Annotated in this window: 21 protein-coding genes and 1 tRNA gene; all 22 read left to right on the top strand. The window is 51.9% G+C overall.

Features of this window, described 5'->3' with window-relative positions:
- Window positions 1-180 precede the first annotated feature (180 nt).
- The 22 genes from VF724_RS19790 (at window position 181) to VF724_RS19685 (ending at window position 19423) form a co-directional block, all read left to right on the top strand.
- Window positions 181-258 (top strand) — tRNA-Pro (locus VF724_RS19790).
- Between the two features lie 143 nt (window positions 259-401).
- Window positions 402-626 carry a trp RNA-binding attenuation protein MtrB gene (gene mtrB / locus VF724_RS19785; RefSeq protein ID WP_371755957.1) on the top strand — a complete coding sequence of 75 codons (225 nt, stop codon included), beginning with the start codon at window positions 402-404 and terminating at the stop codon, window positions 624-626.
- A gap of 159 nt (window positions 627-785) precedes the next feature.
- Window positions 786-1316 (top strand): hypothetical protein, encoded by a 531-nt coding sequence (locus tag VF724_RS19780; protein WP_371755956.1) that lies wholly within the window; start codon window positions 786-788, stop codon window positions 1314-1316.
- 132 nt (window positions 1317-1448) lie between these two features.
- Window positions 1449-2306 carry a heptaprenyl diphosphate synthase component 1 gene (locus VF724_RS19775; protein WP_371755955.1) on the top strand — a complete coding sequence of 286 codons (858 nt, stop codon included), beginning with the start codon at window positions 1449-1451 and terminating at the stop codon, window positions 2304-2306.
- Between the two features lie 148 nt (window positions 2307-2454).
- Window positions 2455-3168, top strand: a complete 714-nt coding sequence (locus tag VF724_RS19770; protein WP_371755954.1) for a demethylmenaquinone methyltransferase — start codon at window positions 2455-2457, stop codon at window positions 3166-3168.
- 2 nt (window positions 3169-3170) lie between these two features.
- Window positions 3171-4049, top strand: a complete 879-nt coding sequence (locus VF724_RS19765; protein WP_371755953.1) for a UbiA-like polyprenyltransferase — start codon at window positions 3171-3173, stop codon at window positions 4047-4049.
- 44 nt (window positions 4050-4093) lie between these two features.
- Complete coding sequence (locus tag VF724_RS19760) at window positions 4094-4945, top strand: menaquinone biosynthesis protein (protein ID WP_371755952.1); 852 nt, start codon at window positions 4094-4096, stop codon at window positions 4943-4945.
- A gap of 8 nt (window positions 4946-4953) precedes the next feature.
- Window positions 4954-5928 carry a polyprenyl synthetase family protein gene (locus VF724_RS19755; RefSeq protein ID WP_371755951.1) on the top strand — a complete coding sequence of 325 codons (975 nt, stop codon included), beginning with the start codon at window positions 4954-4956 and terminating at the stop codon, window positions 5926-5928.
- 224 nt (window positions 5929-6152) lie between these two features.
- Window positions 6153-6596, top strand: a complete 444-nt coding sequence (ndk, locus tag VF724_RS19750) for a nucleoside-diphosphate kinase (protein WP_371755950.1) — start codon at window positions 6153-6155, stop codon at window positions 6594-6596.
- Window positions 6597-6646: 50 nt separating this feature from the next.
- Window positions 6647-7489: a CheR family methyltransferase gene (locus VF724_RS19745; RefSeq protein WP_371755958.1), complete on the top strand. Its 843-nt coding sequence runs from the start codon at window positions 6647-6649 to the stop codon at window positions 7487-7489.
- A 169-nt stretch (window positions 7490-7658) separates the two neighbouring features.
- Window positions 7659-7826 carry a hypothetical protein gene (locus VF724_RS19740; RefSeq protein ID WP_371755949.1) on the top strand — a complete coding sequence of 56 codons (168 nt, stop codon included), beginning with the start codon at window positions 7659-7661 and terminating at the stop codon, window positions 7824-7826.
- A gap of 208 nt (window positions 7827-8034) precedes the next feature.
- The gene (gene aroC, locus VF724_RS19735) at window positions 8035-9198 is read left to right on the top strand and encodes a chorismate synthase (RefSeq protein ID WP_371755948.1); all 1164 of its coding nucleotides are present in this window, start codon (window positions 8035-8037) and stop codon (window positions 9196-9198) included.
- A complete protein-coding gene (gene aroB, locus VF724_RS19730; protein ID WP_371755947.1) occupies window positions 9198-10298 on the top strand; it encodes a 3-dehydroquinate synthase in 1101 nt (366 codons plus the stop codon). Before aroC ends, aroB begins: the two co-directional genes overlap by 1 nt.
- Window positions 10299-10304: 6 nt before the next feature.
- Complete coding sequence (gene aroH, locus VF724_RS19725; protein ID WP_371755946.1) at window positions 10305-10682, top strand: chorismate mutase; 378 nt, start codon at window positions 10305-10307, stop codon at window positions 10680-10682.
- 249 nt (window positions 10683-10931) lie between these two features.
- Complete coding sequence (gene trpE, locus VF724_RS19720) at window positions 10932-12503, top strand: anthranilate synthase component I (protein ID WP_371755945.1); 1572 nt, start codon at window positions 10932-10934, stop codon at window positions 12501-12503.
- A gap of 165 nt (window positions 12504-12668) precedes the next feature.
- The gene (gene trpD / locus VF724_RS19715; protein ID WP_371755944.1) at window positions 12669-13712 is read left to right on the top strand and encodes an anthranilate phosphoribosyltransferase; all 1044 of its coding nucleotides are present in this window, start codon (window positions 12669-12671) and stop codon (window positions 13710-13712) included.
- Window positions 13702-14505 (top strand): indole-3-glycerol phosphate synthase TrpC, encoded by an 804-nt coding sequence (gene trpC / locus VF724_RS19710; RefSeq protein ID WP_371755943.1) that lies wholly within the window; start codon window positions 13702-13704, stop codon window positions 14503-14505. The genes trpD and trpC overlap by 11 nt, the downstream gene beginning before the upstream one ends.
- Window position 14506: 1 nt before the next feature.
- On the top strand, window positions 14507-15178 hold the full coding sequence (locus VF724_RS19705; RefSeq protein WP_371755942.1) for a phosphoribosylanthranilate isomerase: 672 nt from the start codon (window positions 14507-14509) through the stop codon (window positions 15176-15178).
- Window positions 15171-16370, top strand: a complete 1200-nt coding sequence (gene trpB, locus VF724_RS19700) for a tryptophan synthase subunit beta (protein WP_371755941.1) — start codon at window positions 15171-15173, stop codon at window positions 16368-16370. The genes VF724_RS19705 and trpB overlap by 8 nt, the downstream gene beginning before the upstream one ends.
- Window positions 16367-17197: a tryptophan synthase subunit alpha gene (gene trpA, locus VF724_RS19695; RefSeq protein ID WP_371755940.1), complete on the top strand. Its 831-nt coding sequence runs from the start codon at window positions 16367-16369 to the stop codon at window positions 17195-17197. Before trpB ends, trpA begins: the two co-directional genes overlap by 4 nt.
- Window positions 17198-17202: 5 nt before the next feature.
- The gene (hisC, locus tag VF724_RS19690) at window positions 17203-18321 is read left to right on the top strand and encodes a histidinol-phosphate transaminase (protein WP_371755939.1); all 1119 of its coding nucleotides are present in this window, start codon (window positions 17203-17205) and stop codon (window positions 18319-18321) included.
- Window positions 18322-18334: 13 nt separating this feature from the next.
- Window positions 18335-19423, top strand: a complete 1089-nt coding sequence (locus VF724_RS19685) for a prephenate dehydrogenase (protein WP_371755938.1) — start codon at window positions 18335-18337, stop codon at window positions 19421-19423.
- Window positions 19424-19557: the final 134 nt, after the last annotated feature.

The raw sequence follows: 19557 nt of genomic DNA, 5'->3' as shown, positions 1-19557 counted from the left end.
ATTCAAAGACAGTCCAAGCCACCTAACGGTGGCTCGGAACACTACAAAAGTGACATTTTCTCGGACGAGTTAAGGTGACATTTTCTCAGACGTTTGACAAAGGAAAAAATTACTGTTTGACATTTTCACAAAAATGCATTAGAATCAAAAACGCTTCTGTTTCAGATTGCTAAATTCTTTCGGGTTGTAGCTCAGCTTGGTTAGAGCGCTGTCTTGGGGTGGCAGAGGTCGCTGGTTCGAATCCAGTCAATCCGACCATGGTAGAGGCACCGTCAATCCGGTGTCTTTTCCTTTTGACCTGTTCATGTCTAAAGCGGTTGACATGCCGTTGATTTTTAGGCATGATGAAAAAAAGCGCAGTACATATTGTTATATAGCAGGCTGCACCGGGAGGAAATGAGATGACCGATCATATGAACGGCGATTATATCGTGATCAAAGCCAAGGATAGCGGCGTAAACGTCATCGGTTTGACCAGAGGGCACGACACCCGCTTTCACCACACGGAGAAGCTTGACAAAGGCGAAGTGATGATCGCCCAATTTACGGATCATACCTCGGCCATCAAGATTCGGGGCAAAGCGCTGATCTATACCAAGCACGGGATGATCGATACGGAAGATTAAGAGGCATTTGGATTCTGCAGGCATAGCCTGCATTTTTTCGTTGTACAATGGTGTTAAGAACTCAATTGCATTTTCATGAACCCTCGATGCCGTGAAAATGACAATCTGAAGCTTCCTTGAGTTTTTTTGCGGAAGTGAATTTTCAAGCGGGGTGGTCCGATGAAGTGGTTGGTCCGTTTGATCTTGACATCGATTGTTTCAATCGGAATCGCAATGTTCCTGTCTTTTTTGCCTCAACTGGAGATTGACAGCTCGAAAGTGGCGGAAGAGGTATTCCGGTTGTCCGGACAGTACAGCCTGAGCGATGGCAATATCGTCGATTTCATGCAGCGACTTCCGCTTCGCTTGACGATCCGCAAGGTGGATTTGAGCCACTCCATATTATCCGTCGACCTGTCCGTATCGGGAGAAGCCGGGCATGCGGATGTTTATCATGACTTGTACGTTCTGGCGGGTTCGGGTTTGTTGGAAACGAGGAACGTAGAACAGGTGATGGTCAGAGTGCTTGATACAAATGCGCAAGGTTCCGGCAGCGGGCAACTGCTGATTGCCATGGACGCGAGAAAAGAAAGCATGCGGTCCGGACTCCCCTTACCGGGGAAATTTGATCCCGATACGGCTGAGCAATATTTGCGGCAGCATGCTATCCTGACCTATACGCAAAATTGGAAAAATAAGTATCCGGCATAGACGCGGCGAATTTTCAGGACAGACGTATGAACAATTCACATTTCCGAAGGAGTGCGAATTGCAATCGCTTATGTTATAATGGTTTGGGCTAACAATTGACAACCCGTATAAAAGGCTCGGAGGCTTGACAGGATGGAATATCGGATACGCGAGATGGTACTAAAATATACCGATTACGACATGATACAATCCCATACCGTTCTTCCCGAATATCCGGATCTCAGAACCAGGCTTCTGTATCTTTTTCTCGATAAAGAAACGGAATCGAAAGAACACAATGAACTGGCTGCATTGGTCACGTCGCTGGTTCAGATGGGACTGGATACGCATGAGCTTGTCCAGAATGCGGCCGGTGACGGTTCCGAACCGGAAGCGGTGAGGTCCAAGCAGTTGAAGGTGCTCGCGGGCGATTATTTCAGCGGCAGGTTTTATCAGCTGCTCTCCCAGGCCGGAAGAATCGATATGATCTTTCATCTGTCCCAAGCGATTTGTGAAGTGAACCGTTTGAAAATGAACTTTTATCTGCTGGTTAAACAGCTGCAAATGACCGCTGAGGAATATATTCAGCATATGGTCAAAATAAACATGGAACTGTATTTATCCATGGTCCGGTTTGTGGACGACTCCCGCAGCACGGTATGGCCCGAGGTGCTTGACGACCTCACCCGGTGCGAGGTGCTTGCGCAGGAAATGAAGCGTGCCCGCAAGCTGGATTCGTTCGCCGGGAGCTGGGGATATTGGCACATTATTCAACGCGCCCCGGAAGAAGAAAAACGGCGGCTTATGGATGGCCCTTCCGACGACAGCTCGTTTTCGGAACTCGTTTCGAAATACGAAATTCTGCCCCAACTAAGTTTGAAGCTGGAACAGCAATTAAATTCACTGTTCGATAAGATCGAACGTTTCGATTCCGAGCGAATTATCCGTGAATTGCGCGAGCTCGGCATGTCTTTCATGCGGCATCTGACCAAACCTGCCGTTCTCCCTTGAAAATCACATCCGTTGCAGAATTTCATCCCAGCACAAACCATTATTGTGAATTTTTCAAGGACGCTTCAGTGTGCCGTTTTCTTTATCTGCCGAGTGCCTGTGAGACTGATATGGGAAGTCTTCAAGAAATTTGAGGTGACACTTCGTCATGGATCGAACGAATTCCAAAGAACAGTTTGTTCACTCCGTTTTTGAGAGCATTGCCAATAAATATGATATGATGAATGATTTGCTCAGCTTTCGCAGGCATAGGGCTTGGCGGAAATTCACCATGAAGAAGATGAATGTCCAACCGGGAGATACGGCTGCGGACATTTGCTGCGGAACCTGCGATTGGACTGTCAATCTGGCGCAGGAGAGCCGACAGGGACGAATCGTCGGATTGGATTTCAGTGAAAATATGCTGGAGATCGGTCGTCAAAAGCTGGATAAGCTCGGGTTAAACGGCCAAGTCCAGTTGGTCTGCGGAAATGCGATGGATCTTCCCTTTGAAGATAATCAATTCGATTATGCCACGATCGGTTTCGGCCTGCGCAACGTTCCGGATATCGGAAGGGTGCTCAGCGAGATGCGGCGGGTGGTAAAGCCCGGCGGCAAAGTAGTTTGTCTGGAGCTGTCCAAGCCTGTTCGGGAGCCATTCAAATCGATTTACTATTTCTACTTTCAACGTATTTTGCCATTTATCGGCAAAATCGTGGCCCAAAAATACGAGCAATACAAATGGCTTCCCGAATCGCTGGCGCAGTTCCCGGATCATCGGGAACTGGCGCAAATTTTCAAGGATGTCGGTCTGGAACGCGTGGAGGTCTATCCGCTCACGGGAGGGGTCGCCGCTTTGCATATCGGTGAGAAGGGGAAATAAGCATGAAGCTTCAAAAAATTAAAATATTTTTGGAAATGATAAAATTTGAACATACGATTTTTGCGCTTCCTTTCGCATTCATGGGAGCGGTGCTCGGTTCGGTCGTCGAGCTGCATCGGCTGCCCGGTTGGAGCACAATCGGCTGGATCATCCTGGCCATGGTCGGAGCCAGAAGCGCAGCCATGGGCCTGAACCGCTTGATTGACAAGAAAATTGATAAAAAGAATCCGCGCACAAGCGGCCGCGCACTGCCGGCCGGTTTGCTCTCCTCCGTTGAGGTTGCAGTATTTATTGTTATTTCATTTATTCTGCTGTTTGTCGCCGCTTCCCGGTTGAATCCGCTGGCCATGAAGCTGCTGCCGATCGCCGTTGTGATGCTGGTCGGCTATTCCTATACCAAAAGGTTTACTTGGTTGTGCCATGTGTTTCTCGGCTTGACGATCGGCTTGGCTCCGCTGGGAGGCTGGGTCGCGGCAACCGGAATCGTTGACTGGACGGCGATTATCTTTTATTTGACCGTTGCCTTCTGGACAGCCGGATTTGATGTAATCTATGCCTGTCAGGACATCGGCTTCGATAAGCAAAACGGCATCAAGTCCATTCCCCAGCGCTTCGGGATTTCAAAGGCGCTTTGGATTGCCAGGGGCTTTCATGCGGCAACCGCTGTGGGCCTGATCGTGATGCTGTTGATCACCGATTTGAGCTGGGTTTACTTGATCGGGGCGATTGTCGCCAGCGGCATTTTGTTCTATGAGCATCGTCTCGTTTCGCCGAATGATCTGTCCAGGCTCAATACCGCTTTTTTTACGATGAACGGCGTGCTCAGCGTTGTTGTTTTCGCATTTACCCTGTTTGATCTGCTTGTGCTGCACAAATGGTGACAGGTGATGCAATCTGAACTTTAGGACCAGATGGGAGATCATCGATGGCAATCCGGGATAATTTGTTGAGGATCGGAGAAATCGATTATACCAACGTATGGCCGATCTTTTATTACTTTCCGATCGAGCACTTGGAGGGCAGCGTGGAGTTGGTGAGGCAGGTGCCCACCGAGCTGAATCGGGCCATTGCTTCGGGCGAGGTGGACATGGGTCCGATTTCTTCCTTCGCGTACGGAGAAAATTTTGCGGATTATATGCTGTTTCCCGATTTATCCGTAAGCTCGTTCGGCAAAGTCAACTCGATCCTGTTGTTTTACCAAAAACCGTTTGAGCGTTTGCTTCAGGGCAGAATCGCTCTCCCGACAACCTCGGCGACATCCGTCAATCTGCTTAAAATCATCCTCAATAAATTTTACCAGGGTGCTCCCGCTTATTTTTATGCAAAACCCTCGCTCCAAACAATGCTCGCCGATGCCGACGGGGCTTTGCTGATTGGCGATGATGCAATTCGGGCAAACTGGGCAAATAAGGATTACGACGTATTGGATCTCGGGGAAATGTGGAATCGATTAACGGGTCATTGGATGTCTTTTGCCGTATGGGCTATCCGCAAAGATACGGTTGAACGGCATCCGGGGATGGTCGGAAGGGTGTTTGACGCTTTTCTGGAAAGCAAGCAAAAAGGGCTGAAGCACCCCAAGGATATGATCCTTGCGGCTCAGAAAAACATCGGCGGTACATACAGCTACTGGGAGCACTATTTTGCCAATCTTTGCTATGATTTCGGAACCGATCAGTGGCAGGGCTTGAGTTTGTATTACCAGTATGCGTGCGAACTCGGACTGCTCCGGCAGGAAGTGCCGATAAGGATATGGAATCATAAAAAGTGCGTATAGGTGGAAGAATGAAATTATTGGACATATATTCCAGTTTTAAACAGGATATTGCTTTTATCGAGCGGGCGCTTGAGCAGACCGTTCAATCGGATCATCCATTCCTCACGGAGACTTCGATCCATTTGCTCAAAGCGGGGGGCAAACGAATTCGCCCTGTTTTCGTCCTCTTGTCCGGGCAATTCGGCGAGTATGATCTTGAACGTTTGAGCAAGGTGGCCGTTGCGCTCGAGCTTATTCATATGGCTACGCTGGTGCACGATGACGTCATCGACGATGCGGATACCCGTCGAGGGGAACTGACGGTAAAATCCAAATGGGACAACCGGATTGCCATGTATACAGGCGATTATATATTTGCCAAAGCTTTGACCGTGATCAGCCAGCTGGGAGAGGCGGAAATTCACCGCTCGCTGTCCAAAGCGATTGTGGAAATGTGCATCGGGGAGATCGAGCAGATCCGTTATTTTTTTCGAACGGATCAGACGGTGCGCGACTATCTTTTGAGAATCCGCAGAAAAACCGCCTTGTTGATCGCCATCAGCTGCAAGCTGGGAGCTATGGCGGCAGGCGCATCCGAATCGGTTGTCAACGGACTCTATTCATACGGCTACAATGTCGGAATGGCCTTCCAAATCCGTGACGATATTCTTGATCTGACCGGAAACGAACGGCAATTGGGCAAGCCGCCGGGCAGCGACGTCAAGCAAGGGAATATCACCTTGCCGGTGATTTTGGCCATTCGCGAGTCCGGTCTGAAGCAGAATATTCTGCGGGAAATCGAACGGATCCGGCAGTCGGAAGGACAAGCCGATGCCGGAGCGCTGCTGGAAATGGTTCGCCAAAGCGGCGGAATTCGCCAATCCGACCAATTGGCTGCCAAATATATTCGCAAAGCGGTAGGGGCCATTGCCGGATTGAGCGATGGCAAAGCGAAAAAAAGCCTGGTAGAAATTGCCCATTTTGTCGGAAGCCGCAGCTACTGAGGGCTCGCGATGAAATTAGTTCCACTTTTGGCGGCAAAGGTTCAAGCGGTTTCATCGATCTTTGCCACCAATTTAGTGGAAGTTATTTCATCGCGATGCCTAACATACATCCCATTTGTTCACCGTTTCTTAATCTGTTTTCCCAAAAAATTTACATTATTGTTGAAAAACCGTACTCTTTTGTTTTCCAAAAAAATTTACATATAATCTTGGAGGGAATTTAAATGGAAAAAACATTCTTGCTGATCAAACCCGACGGTGTCCAAAGAGGTCTGATTGGAGATATCGTCAAACGCTTCGAGCAAAAAGGCTTTCAAATGATCGCCTGCAAGCTGATGCTGATATCGAGAGAAAAAGCGGAATTGCACTATGCAGAGCACAAGGAAAAGCCGTTCTTCGGCGAATTGGTGGATTTTTTCACTTCCGGTCCGGCCTTTGCGATGGTTTGGCAAGGAGATAATGTGATTGCAACCGCCCGCCAGATGATGGGCAAAACGAATCCGGCCGATGCTATGCCCGGCACGATTCGCGGAGATTATGCAGTACATACGGGGATGAATATCATTCATGGATCCGATTCTCCGGAAAGCGCGGAGAGGGAAATAGCCAATTTCTTCGCTCCTGAAGAAATGCTCTCCTACCAAAGAACGATCCAGCGCTGGATTTAACTGCCGGCCAATATCGGATGCCCCTGCAGGAAGCCGCCCCGCTTGCAAGGATGAACCGGTTAAGCTTCGCAACCGTATTATGGAACTTGGAGGGCGATTTTAAGTTGGGAGATCTGGATCTGGATTTTCTTCACTTCATCAAACGAGTGAAAGAAACCGCGGGCATTGATCTGGCGCAGTACAAGGAAGCGCAAATGAAGCGAAGGCTGACCACGCTTCGGCAAAAAAAGGGGTATTCCACCTTTGCCGCTTTTTTCGACGCCATGATGAAGGACCGGGAATTGTATTACGAATTTTTGGATCGGATGACGATCAACGTTTCGGAATTTTGGAGGAATCCGAACCGGTGGCAGGTGGTGGAGCAAACGCTCATTCCTGATCTTCTGCGGCGCAACCGCCGTCTCAAGTGTTGGAGCGCCGCCTGCTCCACCGGTGAGGAACCCTATACGCTTGCGATGATTTTGGCTGAACTGAAAGCGCTTGGAGACACCCGAATCACCGCAACCGATATTGACGACGGGGCGCTGGAAAAAGCGCGCAGGGGCGTGTATATCGACCGGGCCGTCCGGGATGTACCTCCGCGCTACAGAAATCACTACTTTGTGGAGAATAACGGCACATTCTCCGTGATAGACATGCTCAAAAATGCGGTAACCTTCAAAAAAGGAAATTTGTTGAACGATCCGTTTGACAGCGACTTCGATCTGATCATCTGCCGGAATGTGCTGATCTATTTTACGGAAGAAGCCAAAGTGAATCTTTTTCATAAGTTTTCCAAAGCGCTTAAGCCGGGGGGGATTTTGTTCGTCGGCAGCACGGAGCAAATCTTTTCTCCGGCCAATTACGGCTTGGAGCAGGCTGACACGTTTTTTTACCGGAAAAAGATTCAGTGAGGGCTCGCGATGAAACTAGTTCGACTTTTGGAGACAAAGTATCAAACGCTTTAATTGATCTTTGGCCCCGATTAGTGGAAGTTGGTTCATCGCGATGCCTAGGTCAAACGTATAACATCTTCCATAACTTCCAATACTAAGGGTACTTGTAGTTTTGGAGGGATGGGCAATGGACAAAAGAAAGGTAATCACCGCTTATCGCAGAGGATTTATCACGATTCAGGAATGCGCCCAAATTTTGGGTATCGATTCGGTGCAGATTATGAGCATGATGAATGATCCGCAATTTACGGAGGCTCTGCCTGTTAACGTCGAGAAAAAGCCGGTTAACGGTTGAGGAGACGGTGAATGGAATCGATCCGCTGTGAACGTACACGTTGCTGAGGCTTTTCGTCCCGTAACGTGTTTTTTGTTTTCTTGTCAAACGACTGCCGCTGTACTATAATGAGCACATGATATTGGAGTGCATAAAAGCGCTAAAGTGCTGATGCGGATATTGATCAGTCTGCGGACGGATTGTGGAGAAAGATGAGGAGGAATCATAGATGAGATTTTTAACGGCAGGGGAAACGCATGGTCCCCAGCTGACCGCGATTATCGAGGGCATGCCCAGCAACATGAGGTTTTCCTTTGAGGAAGTCAACAATCAGCTTCAGCGCAGGCAAAAAGGGTACGGCCGCGGAAGACGCATGCAGATTGAACAGGATACGGCTAGTGTGGTCGGGGGCGTTCGTCACGGAAAGACGACCGGAGCTCCGATCGCCTTGGTTATAGAGAATAAGGATTGGAAGCACTGGACGACCGTTATGAATATCGAGCCGATCGAGGGCAGTGACGAGGATAAGCGAAGAGTGCACCGTCCGCGCCCGGGCCATGCCGATTTGAACGGAGGCTTGAAGTACAACCTCAAGGATTTGCGAAATGTGCTTGAGCGTTCAAGCGCAAGGGAAACCGCGGCCAGGGTGGCAGTCGGTGCGGTGGCACGGCAGCTTTTGGGCGAATTTGGAATCAAGATCGCGGGTCAAGTCATCCGGATCGGCAAGGTGGAGGCGCAGCGGCGCGATCTGCCGATTGATGAAATCAACCGTCTGACGGAAGAATCGCCCGTTCGGGTGACGGACAAACGAGCCGAGCAGCAAATGATGGCGCACATTGATGAGATCAAACAGGACGGCGACTCGATCGGCGGAATTGTGGAATGCATCGTCGAAGGCGTTCCGGCCGGATTGGGCAGCCACGTTCAATGGGACCGGAAGCTGGACGGCAGAATTGCTCAAGCGGTGATTTCAATAAATGCCTTCAAAGCCGTGGAATACGGCATCGGCTTTGATATGGCCAGGCTTCCCGGGTCGCAGGTGCATGATGAAATTTTGTATTCGAAGGAACAAGGATTCTACCGAAGGACGAATCGTTTGGGCGGCTTTGAGGGAGGCATGACAACCGGCGAGCCGATCATCGTCAGAGGCGTGATGAAACCGATTCCGACGCTTTACAAACCGCTCCAGAGCGTGGACATCGATTCGAAGGAGCCGTTCTCGGCTCAGGTCGAACGCTCCGATGCTTGCGCCGTGCCGGCTGCCAGCGTCGTGATGGAGAACGTGGTGGCTTGGGAAATCGCAGTTGCCTTTATGGAGAAATTCGGCGGCGATTCCATTGAAGAAATCAGGGCGAATTACGAACATTATTTGGCCCAGCTGGAGAGGTATTGATGATGAGGGAATTGAGCGTCGATTTGGGGGAGGCTCGCTCTTATCCGATTTACATCGGGGAAAATATCCTGGAGGATATCGTCGAATTGTTCAAACGCCGGGGCATCCCGAAGGGCTCGCCGCTTTTGATCGTTACGGACAATCTCGTGGCGCCGCATTATCTCGACCGATTGACCGGACTGCTGGAAACGGGCGGCTATAAGGTTCTGCATACGGTCGTTCCTGCCGGCGAGCAGTCCAAGTCGCTGGAAGTGTTCGAACAAGTGATCACTGCTGCGCTGCAAGGCGGTTTGGACCGCAATTCCACGATCATCGCGTTGGGCGGCGGCGTCGTCGGCGATTTGGCCGGTTTTTCGGCGGCGAGCTATATGCGCGGAGTGCGGTTTGTACAGATTCCGACGACCGTTCTCGCCCATGACAGCAGCGTCGGCGGTAAGGTTGCCGTCAACCACCGCCTTGCCAAAAACATCATCGGCGCATTTCACCAGCCTCAGATGGTGGTTTACGATACGGCGACGCTGAAGTCGCTGCCGGAGCGCGAAGTCCGCGCCGGTCTTTCGGAAGTGGTCAAGCATGGGCTGATCTGGGATAGGGAGTTTGTCGCATGGTGCGGGGAGCATTCGGAGGAGTTGCTGAATTTGCAGCAGGCGGCGCTTCAGCATGCCCTGTATGAGGGCTGCCGGATCAAATCGCTTGTCGTTTCGCAGGATGAACGGGAAAGCGGGCTGCGCGCCGTTCTGAATTTGGGCCATACGATCGGCCATGCGCTGGAGGCGGTGGCGAAGTACCAGGAGCTGCTGCATGGTGAGGCGATTTCCATCGGTATGGTAGGCGCCGCGATTCTGTCGGTCAGAATGGGAAATCCGGAATATATCTATACCGAAACCAAAAAGCTGCTCCAGAAATTCCGTCTGCCCGTAAGCATACCGGAGCATATGGATACGGAAGCGATCATGCGGGCGATGATGCATGACAAGAAATTCAAGGAAGGCACCATGGTGTTTGTGATCCCTGCAGACATCGGGAAGGTTGAAATCCGCGGCAATATTCCCGCAGATTGGGTGAGAGAAACGATTGAACAACTGAAGAAGGAGGCGTAAACGGGGATGTTCTTGAGGGGAATTCGCGGGGCAACGACCGTGACGAAAGACGAAGAACCGGAAATCCTGCAGGCCACTGCGGAAATGTTGAATGAAATCATACAGGTGAACGGGATTCAACCGGATATGATTGGAAGCGTATTTATTACAGTAACCCAGGACTTGAAATCGACATTTCCGGCCAGGGCGATCCGTCAGCTGCCGGGATGGGAACTGGTTCCGCTGATGTGCTCGGTGGAGATTCCCGTAGAGAACAGTCTTTCACGCTGCATCAGGCTGATGGTTATGGTCAATACGGAAAAAAATCAGGATGAAATGATTCATGTGTATTTGAATGAAGCGAAATCGCTGCGTCCCGATCTGGCCGCAGGGCCCAAATGCTGAAATTCGATGAGATTGGAAGGAGTTAAGGTTGACGCTTCCCCGTTTTTTCGTGTATAGTTGAGTTAGTAAAGTTGAGATGAGATTAGATGAGATGAGCTGAGCATTGGATGTAGGACGGGGATTTTTGCCCGATCCGGTATTATTTTTGCATGCGCTTATCTATAATCATATTTCATCGCCTCTACTTTGCGGTAGAGGTTTTTTATTTCGTCACGATTTATAGAAGAAACCTGCGAGGAGTGGTGCTGCATGTACACACCGGAATTAAACGAGGTCATACGCTTGGCCAAACATCACAATCTGATTCCCGTCGTGCGTCATTTCATGGCGGATACGGAGACGCCGATCCGCGTATTCCAACATTTTTTTCGCGAGCCCCGCGCTTTTTTGCTGGAAAGTGTGGAGGGGGGAGCCAAATGGGCCAGGTATTCGTTTATCGGCACGGATCCGTTCCTGATGGTCCGCGGCAAAAACGGGCGAATGGAAATCGAATCGGAGCATGGCGTGGAGGTCGTCGATGATCGGCCGATCGAAACCCTGAAAGCCTATCTGCGAGCCTACTCAAGTCCTTCGATACCCGATCTTCCGCCGTTTACGGGCGGGGCCATCGGTTTTTTCGGATACGATCTGCTGCAGTATTATGAGAAGCTTCCGGCACACCGCGTGGACGATCTGAACATGAATGACCTGCAGTTCATGTTCTGCGACCAGGTCATCGTCTTTGATCACTTCAAGCAGCAGATTAAAGTGATCGCCAACGTGCATATTCGTCCGCACGCGACGGATCGGGAAATTGGCGAGGAATACGCGCGGGCGTGCGCCAAAATCGAACGGACGATGGAGAAGCTGAAGCGGCCTGCCGCCCATGCCGAGGGACTTGGCCATATTGCTTTTCCTGCAGATGTTGAGATCGACGGCATCCATTCCAATTTGACCAAGGAACAGTATATGGATAATGTGGTCAAGGCCAAGGAGTATATCCAAGCCGGGGATATTTTTCAGGTCGTGCTGTCTCAGCGCTTCGACATCGAAACGGATATTTCACCGTTGTACGTGTATCGGATCCTGCGGGTGATGAATCCTTCTCCCTATATGTATTACTTGAAGATGGACGATGAGGTGATCGTCGGCACTTCGCCGGAAGCGCTGGTCAAGGTTGACGGGGATAAGGTGGAAACGCGGCCGATCGCCGGCACGCGGCCGAGAGGGAAAACTCCCGAAGAAGATTTGGAATTGGAAAAGGATCTGCTGGCGGATGAAAAAGAGCGCGCGGAGCACGTGATGCTGGTGGATCTCGGACGGAACGACATCGGCCGGGTGTCGCAATTCGGATCGGTGCACTGCGACGCATACATGCAGATCGAACGCTATTCCCACGTCATGCACATCGTATCCAACGTATCCGGTAAGCTTCGCCCGGACAAAGACTTTTTCGATGCGTTCATTTCCTGCTTGCCTGCAGGTACCGTGTCGGGCGCGCCAAAGCTGAGGGCCATGGAGATTATCGCCGAGCTGGAAAACGAGGCGAGGGGAGCCTATGCGGGGGCGATCGGCTATCTCGGGTTTTCCGGAAATTCCGACTCGTGCATCACGATCCGCACGATCATCTTTAAGGGAGGCAGAGCCTATGTGCAAGCTGGTGCGGGAATCGTCTTCGATTCCGTGCCCGAACGGGAATACGAAGAGACGGTAAACAAGGCGAAGGCTCTGCTCAAATCGATCCGGATGGCTGAACGGATGTTCCGGGAAGAGCAGCCGGAGCGGAAAGCAGAGCAATTGGTGGGGTATGGAAGCATCAATCAGGATTATTTTACCACGTAAGAATTATACGTTTTCGGCTCTCGGAAAGACAAATTTTTATTGGCATAAAAACCTACCTTTAAAAGCGGTCACTTATCTTGAATTGGCCTCGGTAGAAGTTTTTCTTATGACGGCGGTACCGCAGGCGGTAGAAGGGAAATAAGCTGAAGAGAGGAGCTCGAAAAAATGGAAAACGGGAAACTGACAATCAAACAGGTGATTGCCAAGCTGGTCAAACGGGAAAATTTGACGCGCGCGCAGGCCAGCGACTTAATGAATGATATACTGGAGGGCCATGCCACCCCGGCGCAGATCGGCAGCATCGCGACCGCGTTGATGATGAAGGAGGAAACGATCGATGAAATCGCCGGACTGGCGGACGCAATGAGAAGCAAATGCGACCGTGTGGAAACGGAGCGGGACGGCCTGATTGATATAGTAGGGACCGGCGGCGACGGGTCGAACACGTTCAATATTTCCACGGCGACCGCGATCGTTGTGGCTGCCGGGGGGATCCGGGTGGCAAAGCACGGCAATCGGGCCGCATCCAGCAAAAGCGGCAGCGCGGATGTGCTGGAAGCGCTCGGCGTGAACATCGGGTTGAACAGCGCGCAGGTTGCCGAATGCCTGGACAGCGTGGGTATCGGCTTTATGTTTGCGCAGCTGCATCATCAGTCGCTCAAGCATGCGGCCGGCCCCCGCAAGGAGCTTGGCGTGCGCACCGTGTTTAATATCCTTGGACCCTTGACGAACCCGGCCGGCGCCGACCGTCAGCTGCTCGGCGTATTCGACCGCAGCAAAACGGAGATCGTCACGATGGTGCTGCATGAACTGCAAATCAAACGGGCGTTTGTCGTTTCAAGCCATGACGGCTTGGATGAAATCAGCATTTCCGCGCCGACCCAGATCACTGAGCTGAATGAGGGGAAAATTCGCACGTTCGATATCACGCCCGACGATTTTGGACTTCGCCAGCATCCGCTGTCGGAAGTGGCGGGCGGTACTCCGGAAGAGAATGCCGAAATTATACGGCGGATTTTAAAGGGCGAGCGGGGAGCGTATAGGGATATCGTGCTGGCCAATGCCGCAGCAAGCTTTTATCTTGCCGGAAAATGCAAGACGCTGCAGGAAGGCGTGAAGATCGCGGCCGATCTCATTGATTCCGGCAAAGCCTATGAAAAGCTTCAGGATCTGATTAAATTTACAGGAGCGATCAGCCATGTTTCTTGACAGAATCGTCGCGACCAAAAGAGCGGAAGTTGAACAACTGAAGGAAGGCTTCTCCCTGCAGAGCTTGGAAAAGGAGCTCGCCGGATTGCCGCCCGCCCGCGGCTTTGCCAAGGCATTGGGCGAAGGCAGGCGTCGTCCGATGGGATTGATTGCCGAAGTCAAGAAGGCATCGCCCTCCAAAGGGCTGATCCGCTCCGATTTCGATCCCGTCGAGATTGCCCGGTCCTATGCGGGCGCCCAAACCGACTGCATCTCCGTATTGACCGACGCGACGTATTTTCAAGGCTCCAATGACTATTTGCGCCGGGTGCGGGAAGCGGTTGACGTGCCGGTTCTGCGCAAGGATTTCACGATTGACTACCGCCAGATCTATGAAGCCAGACAGATCGGCGCAGATGCGATTCTGCTGATCGCGGCGATTTTATCCGATGAGCAGTTGCGCGAGTTTCTCGGCATTGCGAAGGATTTGGGCTTGGATGCGCTAGTAGAGGTGCATGACAGGGAGGAATTGGAGCGCGTTCTGGAAATGGATGTTGCCCTGCTCGGCATCAACAACCGGGATCTGAAAAGCTTTGTTACCGATTTGAAAACAACCGAAAATCTGATTCGCGATATTCCGAAGGACCGGATCGTCGTCAGCGAAAGCGGGATTTCCACAGCGGAGCAAATCGCATACCTCTCTTCCCTAGGAGCCGGCGCCGTGCTCGTCGGAGAGCATTTCATGCGGCAGGCGGATATCGGCCGCGCGGTTCACGATCTGATGGGGTTTTCAGCTGTCGGGGGAGTGTCCTGAGATGGGAAAAACGGCGGTAAAAATTTGTGGACTGACATCGGTCGGAATGATAGAATCTATGATAAACTTACCGATAGACTATATCGGTTTTGTTTTTGCGAAAAGCAGAAGGCAGGTTTCTCCGTGCCAGGCCGGCGAGATGCTCGGCATTCTCGGACGCTGGGACGCTTCGCCTCCGCAAAGCGTCGGCGTGTTCGTCGATCCTGATCTCGAACAGCTCGAACGTACGCTGGGGGAAGCGCCGCTTGATTGCGTCCAGCTTCACGGCAGGGAAACCCCGGAATTTTGCAGGCTGGTTCGGGACCAATTTAACGTGAGGGTGTTTAAGGTATTCAGTGTTTCCGCCGATGACGCGGGAACCGGGGGCCATCGGGAATTGGAGCCCTTTCGCGGGAGGATCGACGGGGTGTTCCTGGATACCTGCGATCCGGTGCTTGAAGGCGGAACCGGCAGAACGTTCGCCTGGGAAAAAATCTCGGAATACCATCGACAAACGCAGAGTATGGGGATTCCGCTTTTCGTCGCAGGCGGCTTGAACGCCGACAACGTAGGCGAATTGATCACAGCATACCATCCCGAAGGCGTAGATGTATCCAGCGGGGTGGAGACGGAAGGCGTAAAAGATATCCAAAAAATACGAAGCTTCCTTGAGAGGGTGAAAACTCATGAATAAAGCAGTGCCTGACGCCCTTGGACGGTTCGGCAGATTCGGCGGCAGATATGTCCCGGAAACACTGATGAATGCGCTGATCGAGCTGGAGGAAGCGTATCGGCGGTATGCGCAGGACGAAGAGTTTCAGCGTGAAGTGCGGTACTTGCTGAATCAGTACGCCGGGCGCCCGACGCCGCTGTATTATGCGGAGCGGTTGACTTCGAGGCTGGGCGGCGCCAAAATATATTTAAAACGCGAGGATTTGAACCATACGGGCGCGCATAAAATCAACAACACGATCGGGCAGGGCGTATTGGCCAAGCGGATGGGCAAAAAGAAGGTGATCGCCGAAACCGGCGCAGGTCAGCATGGCGTGGCAACGGCGACAGTGGCGGCTTTGCTCGGTCTCGAATGCAAGGTGTTCATGGGGGAGCAAGACACGATGCGGCAGAAGCTGAACGTGTTCCGCATGCAGCTGCTTGGCGCGGAGGTGATCCCGGTAACATCGGGCACCAGGACGCTGAAGGATGCGGGCAACGAAACGCTTCGCTACTGGGTCAGCCATGTCGATGACACGTTCTATATTCTCGGTTCGGCAGTCGGACCGCATCCGTATCCGATGATGGTGCGGGATTTTCAGCGGATTATCGGGGATGAGTCGAGACGGCAGATTCTTGAGACGCAAGGCCGATTGCCGGACGCGGTCATCGCCTGTGTGGGGGGTGGCAGCAACGCGATCGGGATTTTTTATCCGTTTGTCGAGGATGCATCCGTACGTCTGATCGGAGTGGAAGCAGCCGGCAAAGGCGTCGATACGGATGAGCATGCGGCGACCTTGACCAAAGGCAAAGAGGGCGTTTTTCAAGGCTCGATGAGTTATTTGCTACAGGATGAATTCGGCCAGGTGCTGCCCGCGCATTCCATTTCCGCGGGCTTGGATTATCCGGGGATCGGCCCCGAGCATGCCTATCTCAGGGACAGCAAGCGTGCCGAATACGTTCCGGCCACCGATCAGGAAGCGCTTGAGGCCCTGCAGCTGTTGAGCAGGACGGAAGGCATTATCCCCGCTCTGGAAAGCGCGCACGCGATCGCACATACGATCAAACTGGCGCCGCAGTTGTCCAAAGACCAGATCATTGTCGTCAGCCTGTCCGGCCGCGGCGACAAAGATGTGGAAGCGATCATGGGATATCTTGGGGGGGAAGCGGAATGAACCGGATTGATGAAGTGTTCGCGGATCTGCGGAAGCGGCAGGCGACGGCGTTAATCCCATTTGTAACAGTGGGCGATCCGGACTTGAGCACGTCCTTGGACATTATCGAACAGCTGGAACTGGCCGGCGCCGACCTGATCGAACTTGGGGTTCCGTATTCCGATCCGCTTGCCGACGGTCCCGTTATCCAACGGGCCTCGCAAAGAGCGCTCAGCGGAGGGCGGGTAACGATCGTCGACAGTATCCGATCGGCCAAAGCAGCGCGGAAAAGAAACATAAAGCTGCCTTTCATCTTGTTCACTTATTATAATCCTGTTCTGCAGCTCGGACTCGAACGTTTTTTTGAAATGCTGCAGGAGAATGACATCAGCGGTATCATCATTCCGGATTTGCCTGTGGAAGAGGACGGGGCGATGCGGGCGCTGTCGGAGAAGTTTAATATTCATCTGATCCCGCTGGTGGCGCCGACCTCCAAAGAGAGGATTCAAAAAATTTCCGCCCGTGCGGCAGGATTCATTTATTGTGTTTCATCGCTGGGAGTTACGGGCGTTCGGTCGCAATTCGCAGCAAATGTGGAAGAGTTCATCGAGACGGTCAAACAGGCTTCTTCTTTGCCGGTGGCGGTTGGGTTCGGTATTTCGAGCCACGAACATTTCCAATATTTTTCTGCGCTGTGCGACGGAGTTATCGTGGGAAGCGCCATCGTCCGCAAAATCGAGGATACCCTCCCGCTCTTGTCCAAACCGGAAACGAAAGCGGAGGGCCTATCGCAAATCCGTGAATTTGTCGCGCAAATCAAAGGGAATCCCCATCAAATCTCGAGGTGATCAGTGTGGTCCAACCGAAAGCAAATATCGTCCATCTGCCGGTGTACCAGCCGGGCAAACCGATTGAGGAAGTCAAACGCGAGCTGGGTTTGAAGGAAATTATCAAGCTGGCCTCCAACGAAAATCCTTACGGCTGCTCGCCGCTGGTGCGCGAAGCCATTCTCGGACAATTGGAGCAAACGCATATTTATCCGGACGGCGGCGCGGTGGAATTGACGCAGGCGGTGAGCGAACACTTGGATGTTTCAAAGAATCAAATCATTTTCGGCGCGGGTTCCGATGAAGTGATTTTGATGATTGCCAGAGCGTTCCTGGTCAAAGGCGACGAAACGATCATGGCCTCGCATACGTTTCCCCAGTACAAACATAACGTGGAAATCGAAGGGGGCGTATGCATCGAGGTGCCTTTGGCGGAAGGTACGCACGACCTTCAGGGGATGCTGGAGCGGGTCAATGAAAAAACGAAAATCATCTGGATCTGCAATCCGAACAATCCGACCGGGACAATGGTGAGCCAGCAAGAGCTCAAACGGTTTTTGGAGCAGGTTCCCGACCGGGTGCTTGTGGTGCTGGATGAGGCGTATATCGAATATACGGCAACGGAGGACAATTCCAATTCCCTGAAGCTTCTTCGGGAGCATGATAATGTGGTGCTTTTGCGCACGTTTTCCAAAATTTACGGATTGGCGTCGCTGCGCATCGGATTCGGCATCGGCCATCCGGACGTCATTCATTCCATCAACCAGGTCCGGGAGCCGTTCAATACGACAAGGTACGCTCAGGCGGCTGCGATGGCAGCGATTAAAGACCAGGCGTTTATCACCCGTTGCCGGGAGGAAAATGCCAAAGGCATCGATTATTTGACCGGCGAATTTGAACGGTTGGGCTTGTCCGCATATCCCGCTTACGGAAATTTCATCATGGTGAACGTGCATAGACCGGCCAAATCGGTGTTTGAAGGACTGCTGGGGAGAGGAATCATTGTCAGAGGCGGACATCAGCTGGATTTCCCTACATCCATCCGGGTAACTGTCGGCACACCGGAGCAGAACAGCAAATTTATTCAGGCGCTCGAAGAAGTGTTGAATGAAGTGCAGATTGCAGCAACAGAAATTAATGGATAAATGAGTGTGAACTATGAAGATTGCAATTTTTGGCGTAGGCCTGATCGGCGGATCATTGGCCCTATGCTTGAAGGAAACTCCGGGAGTACGGATTGTCGGGCATTCCGGCAATCCGAAGTCGGTTGAAAAATACTTGAAAAGAAACGTTGTCGATGAAGCGACAACCTCAATGGAAGAAGCCGTTAAGGATGCCGACTTCATTTTTCTTTGCCTTCCCGTAGGCTTGCTGGAAGATTACCTGCTGAAGATCAGCGCCCTCCCTTTGAAACCGGGCTGCATCATCAGCGATGTCGGCAGCACCAAGCAGTCCATCATGGCCTGCGCGGATCGGCTGAAGCTCAAGGACGTTCATTTTATCGGCGGGCATCCGATGGCCGGCAAGGAGAAATCGGGTGTGGAGGCTGCGACCTCCCATTTGTTTGAGAATGCGTACTATGTGCTGACTCCGGCCGCGGATACGCCTGAAGAAGCTTACGGGAAATTGAGTGAGCTGCTGAGCCGGACCAAAGCGCAGATCATCAGGATGGAACCGGCTCTGCATGACGATATTGTCGGAGCGGTCAGCCATCTGCCGCATATCATTGCTGTAGCTCTCGTCAATCAAGTGGCTCAATATAACGAATCCAACGGGCTGTACCGTTTGTTGGCCGCCGGCGGCTTCCGCGACATTACGCGGATCGCTTCCAGCGAGCCGATTATCTGGCGGGATATTCTGATTCACAATCGGGATGTGCTGCTTAAGCTGCTGCAGGATTGGAACGGGCACATCGAGCGATTCATTCAACTCCTGGAAGCCGGGGACGGGCCTGGGATCGAACGTGAATTCCTGGACGCCAACCGGTTTCGCGGAGAGCTTCCGGAAAGACGGAAGGGCATGATCACTTCAATGTACGATGTGTATGTGGATGTACCGGACAAGCCGGGCATCATCGGCAAGATTACCACGCAATTGGGCAATCATCGTATTAACCTGAGCAACATTCATATTTTGGAGAATCGGCTGGATGCACCGGGAGTGCTCAGACTGACCTTCCGCGAAGAGGAAGACATGAACCGGGCGCTGAAAGTGCTTCAGGAGCTCGGCTGCGCTTATCATTATTAAATTTTTTTGAATGACAAAAAAGTTTAAGCAAATTTTATGTGTCAAACGTCTGAGAAAATGTCACCTTAACTCGTCCGAGAAAATGTCACTTTTGTAGTGTTCCGAGCCACCGTTAGGTGGCTTGGACTGTCTTT

It is taken from the genome of Ferviditalea candida, from assembly GCF_035282765.1.
GTDB classification, from domain to species: domain Bacteria; phylum Bacillota; class Bacilli; order Paenibacillales; family KCTC-25726; genus Ferviditalea; species Ferviditalea candida.
The sequence above is the reverse complement of the archived record's forward strand: the minus strand, read 5'-3'. Positions and strand labels throughout refer to the sequence as shown.